Below are 3,884 nucleotides of genomic sequence, written 5' to 3'. Positions count from 1 at the left end.
CGGGGCCCGGGGCCTCCCGGCCGGCCCGGCCCCCCCCCGCCCCGCCGGCCGGGGCCCGGGGGGGGGGGGGGCGGCGGGGGGCGGGGCCGGGAGGGGCGCGGACGTCCTTCCTCAGACGGCGACGGTGGCCGCCTCGCGCTTGGCGCGTGCTGCGCGGATGCCCTCGCGGCGGTCGGTGAAGGACGTCGCCTTGACGTCCAACTGGGCGATGAAAGCGGCGAGTTCATCCCGTGCCGCCTCGCCGACCGGGCCAAGACCCTCCTGCTCGAAGACCCGCAACTTGCGCAGGATGGGCATGACGACGCTGTCCCGGTGCAGCCGGAGGTCGTAGATGCCGGCGATGGCGATCTCGGCGGACTTGCGCCCGAAGTCCTTGATCGTGGAGCCGGGCATCTCGAAGCCGACGACGACGTCGCGGACGACCTCCATGGCGGTGTCGGGCGCCAGCTCGAACGCGGCCTCGACCAGGTTGCGGTAGAAGACCATGTGCAGGTTCTCGTCCGCGGCGATCTTGGCCAGCAGGGCGTCACAGATCGGATCGCCGCTGATCTGGCCGGTGTTGCGGTGCGAGATGCGGGTGGCCAGCTCCTGGAAGGCGGCGTACGTGATCGCGTGCAGCGCGCTGTAGCCGTCGGGGCGGTCGTAACCGGCCGACATGTGCGCCATCCGGGCGCGCTCCAGGGCCCTGGGGTCCACGGCCCGGGTGGTCAGCAGGTAGTCGCGGAGCGCGGCGCCGTGCCTGGCCTCCTCCGCCGTCCACCGGTCGACCCAGTTGCCCCACGGGCCGTCCTTGCCGAACTCGGCCACCGCGAAGTGGTAGCCGGGCAGGTTGTCCTCGGTCAGCAGGTTGACCACGAGCGAGGTACGGGCCACCTCGGGCAGGGTCGCCTCGTCCTGGGTCCACTCCTGCCCGCCGAGCGGACCGGAGAAGTCGCGCCCGGCGCTCCAGGGGACGTACTCGTGGGGGAACCATTCCTTGGCGACGTCCAGGTGCCGGTGCAGATTGCTCTCCACCACCGGCTGGAGCTCGGTGAGCAGGAAGCGCTCGGCGCGGGCGACGCTGCGGTCGGATCGATCGATGGGGGGCATGACGCGTTCTTCCTCACATCGTTGGCACGGCGGGAAATCCCGCTACTGGGGCGCGGGCTGCGGTTGCTCCGTGGCCCGGGAACGGATCGTCGGCGCGACCACGACGGCGGCTGCCGACCCGATGGCGCAGGCCAGGAACACCTGGAGGTAGCCCTGGTCGTCGAGGGCGTTGTGTCGCTGGAGGATCGCGGCCAGCGCGGCGATCCCCAGGGCGCCGCCGACCTGACGGGTGGTCATCAGGAGGCCGGAGCCCGAGGCGAAGCGCTGCGGCTGGAGCGAGGCCGTCGCGGCGTTGGAGATGGCGGTCAGGGCCGCACCGATGCCGAGCCCGGCCAGCACGCCGATCGGCAGCCACAGCGCCAGGTACTGGCGCTCGGTGTCGAGCAGCAGGTACATCGCCGCACAGGAGGCACCGAAGAGCGCGGAACCGCCGGCCACCGCGACCCACTGGTGCTGCGGGCTGACCCGCCGGCCGACCACGGTGGCACCGACCGCGGCGGCGAAGGCGCCCGGGGTGACCGCGAGACCGGCCTTCAACTCGGAGTAGCCCCACACCGCGTTCAGGAACAGCAGGGTGCTCAGCAGGTAGGCGTACATGGCCGCGCCGAAGAGCAGGGACGCCACGTTGGTGGCGGCGAAGCTACGGCTGCGCCACAGGTCCCACTCGATGGCCGGCGCGGCGTGCCGGCGCGAGGTGAGCAGCGCGGCGGCGAGCAGCACCGCGCCGCCGATCAGCAGGCCGATCACCCGGCCGCTGGCCCAACCCCACTCGGTGCCCTGCGTCACGCCGAAGACGATGCCGCCGATGCCGAGCGCCAGCGCGACGGTGCCCACCGGGTCGGGCAGTCGGCGCCCGCTGGCCGGGTCGCCGGCCAGCTTGGCCGCGACCAGCACGATGGCGAGCCCGACCGGCAGGTTGATCAGGAAGACGCTGCGCCAGCCCCAGGCGTCCACCAGCAGACCGCCCAGGCTCGGGCCGACGGCGGCGGCCATGCTGCCGACCGCGCCCCACACCCCGAGCGCGACCTGTCGGCGGGCGGCCGGCGTGTGTTGGAGCACCAGGCCGAGTGCCGAGGGGATCATGCCGGCGGCGGCCACGCCCTGGAGCGCACGGGCGCCGACCAGCATCGGCACGCCGACGGCCAGTCCGCTGAGCGCGGAGGCGAGGGTGAACAGGACGGTGGACCACAGGAACAGCTTCTTGCGCCCGACGATGTCCGCGGTCCGGCCGGCGACGGCCAGCAGCGCCGCGAACACCACGGTGTACGCCGTGATGACCCAGGTCAGATGGGACAGCGAGGCGTCGGGGAAGTCCGCGCGCAGGTCGGCGAAGGCGATGTTCACGATCGTGGTGTCGAGCACCGCGAGGAAGGTGGCCCCGGAGGCGACGATCAGCGCCAGCTTGGCCGTCGCCGCCGCCTGCGCGGAGGCCGGCTGCGGTGCCTTGCCGTCCGGTGCCGCAGCGGCTTCGGGTGGGCCGACGTCGGGTGACTGGGGTGAGGCGGTGGTCATTGCGCGAGGGTCCCTTCGCCGTGGAGCGCGCGGTGGTCATCGGTAGCGCAGCGGTCGCCGAGCGTGCGGGGGCGACGCACGATAAAAGTAAACGATCGTACGTTTATTTTAAAGGTGGATCTAGTGGTCCACCGGCGCCGGTGCGATGAACTCCAACGCGCTCTCGATGACGGCCGGTTCACCGAGCACCTTGCGGTGCCCGAGACCGCGGGTGAGGACCAGGTCCGCCTGGTCCCCGTACGCCGCCTTCAGCGCGTGCGCCTGGGCGACCGGGACCATCTCGTCGTCCACGTCGTGGATGACCCGCATCGGCACGCCGATCTCCGCGGGGTTGCGGGTGGCGTCGAACAGCTCCCAGGGATCGGACACTTCGGCGAAGAGCCGGTGCTCGATCCGCTCCCGCAGATCCCGTCGCAACCCTGGCCCCAGCGCCAGGATGCGGGAGAACTCGTCGGCGAAGTGGTCGAAGTCCTTCACCGCCGAGACGGTGACAAGGCGCTCGGCGCGGACGCCGGCACGCAGCGCCAGGAAGGCACTGGTGGCGCCGAGCGAATGGGCCATGACCGCATGGAAGGTCCCGTAGCGCGCCTGGAGTTCGGCGATGATCCTGCGGTATTCGAGCACGGTCGTACTGCGGCCCGACGAGGAGCCGTGTCCCGGCGCATCGAAGGAGACGGCCGTCAGCCCCAGCGCCCGCAGCCGCGGCACGAACCCCGCGTACCGGGAGGCCCGGGACTGCCAGCCGTGCACCATCAACACCGGACGCTCCCCGGGGCCCCAGCGGTAACAGCGCACCCGCTTGCCGGCCACGACCAACTCGTCGGTCACCGCCTGCTCGTGCACCGCGCGCTCCCGCGGCAGCACCGCACCGCGCCGCAGCGGATAGCAGAACAGCGCGTACGCGGCTCGCCCGGCCACCTGCGGGGCGGGCCCGGCCAACGTGTTGAGGACCGAGCCGACCAGCGGCTCCACGCGACTCACGCCGTCCCCCGTCCGCCGCGCGCGCCCGCGGCGCGGGAGCCGCCGGCCCCGCCGCTGGCTCTCGTCCCCAGGCCGGTGAAGGGCCGGGCGCCGGCGGTGCCGCGCGCGCCGTTGCGCGACCCGGTGCCGGCGGCGGCCGGGTTCGGGACGGCGGTCGGGGCGGTCCTCATCGGGTGGGGTCTCCCATCAGGTGGCTGCTCGTGCCCGGGCGCTGGCCGGCCCGGTCGGGGGGGGGGGGGGGGGGGGGGGGGGGGGGGGGGGGGGGGGGGGGGGGGGGGGGGGGGGGGGGGGGGGGGGGGGGG

Annotated in this window: 3 protein-coding genes; all 3 read right to left on the bottom strand. The window is 73.7% G+C overall.

Annotated features, from left to right (window positions below; genetic code table 11):
- Positions 1-111 precede the first annotated feature (111 nt).
- Entirely contained in the window at positions 112-1,089 is a 978-nt protein-coding gene (locus AAHZ94_RS30190) for an acyl-ACP desaturase (RefSeq protein ID WP_349996908.1), read from the bottom strand.
- A 42-nt stretch (positions 1,090-1,131) separates the two neighbouring features.
- On the bottom strand, positions 1,132-2,601 hold the full coding sequence (locus tag AAHZ94_RS30185) for a DHA2 family efflux MFS transporter permease subunit (protein WP_349996907.1): 1,470 nt from the start codon (positions 2,599-2,601) through the stop codon (positions 1,132-1,134).
- 120 nt (positions 2,602-2,721) lie between these two features.
- The gene (locus AAHZ94_RS30180; protein WP_349996906.1) at positions 2,722-3,582 is read right to left on the bottom strand and encodes an alpha/beta hydrolase; all 861 of its coding nucleotides are present in this window, start codon (positions 3,580-3,582) and stop codon (positions 2,722-2,724) included.
- Between the last annotated feature and the right edge of the window lie 302 nt (positions 3,583-3,884).

Origin of the sequence: Streptomyces sp. HSW2009, from assembly GCF_040240285.1 — a bacterium.
Classification (GTDB): Bacteria; Actinomycetota; Actinomycetes; order Streptomycetales; family Streptomycetaceae; genus Streptomyces.
Note: the sequence above shows the minus strand (reverse complement) of the source record. Positions and strands in the feature narration are given on the sequence as shown.

Bases quoted from the DNA above. Each gene is read 5' to 3' on its own strand.
- AAHZ94_RS30190 (WP_349996908.1), bottom strand. From the start codon at position 1,089: ATGCCCCCCATCGATCGATCCGACCGCAGCGTCGCCCGCGCCGAGCGC.
- AAHZ94_RS30185 (WP_349996907.1), bottom strand. From the start codon at position 2,601: ATGACCACCGCCTCACCCCAGTCACCCGACGTCGGCCCACCCGAAGCC.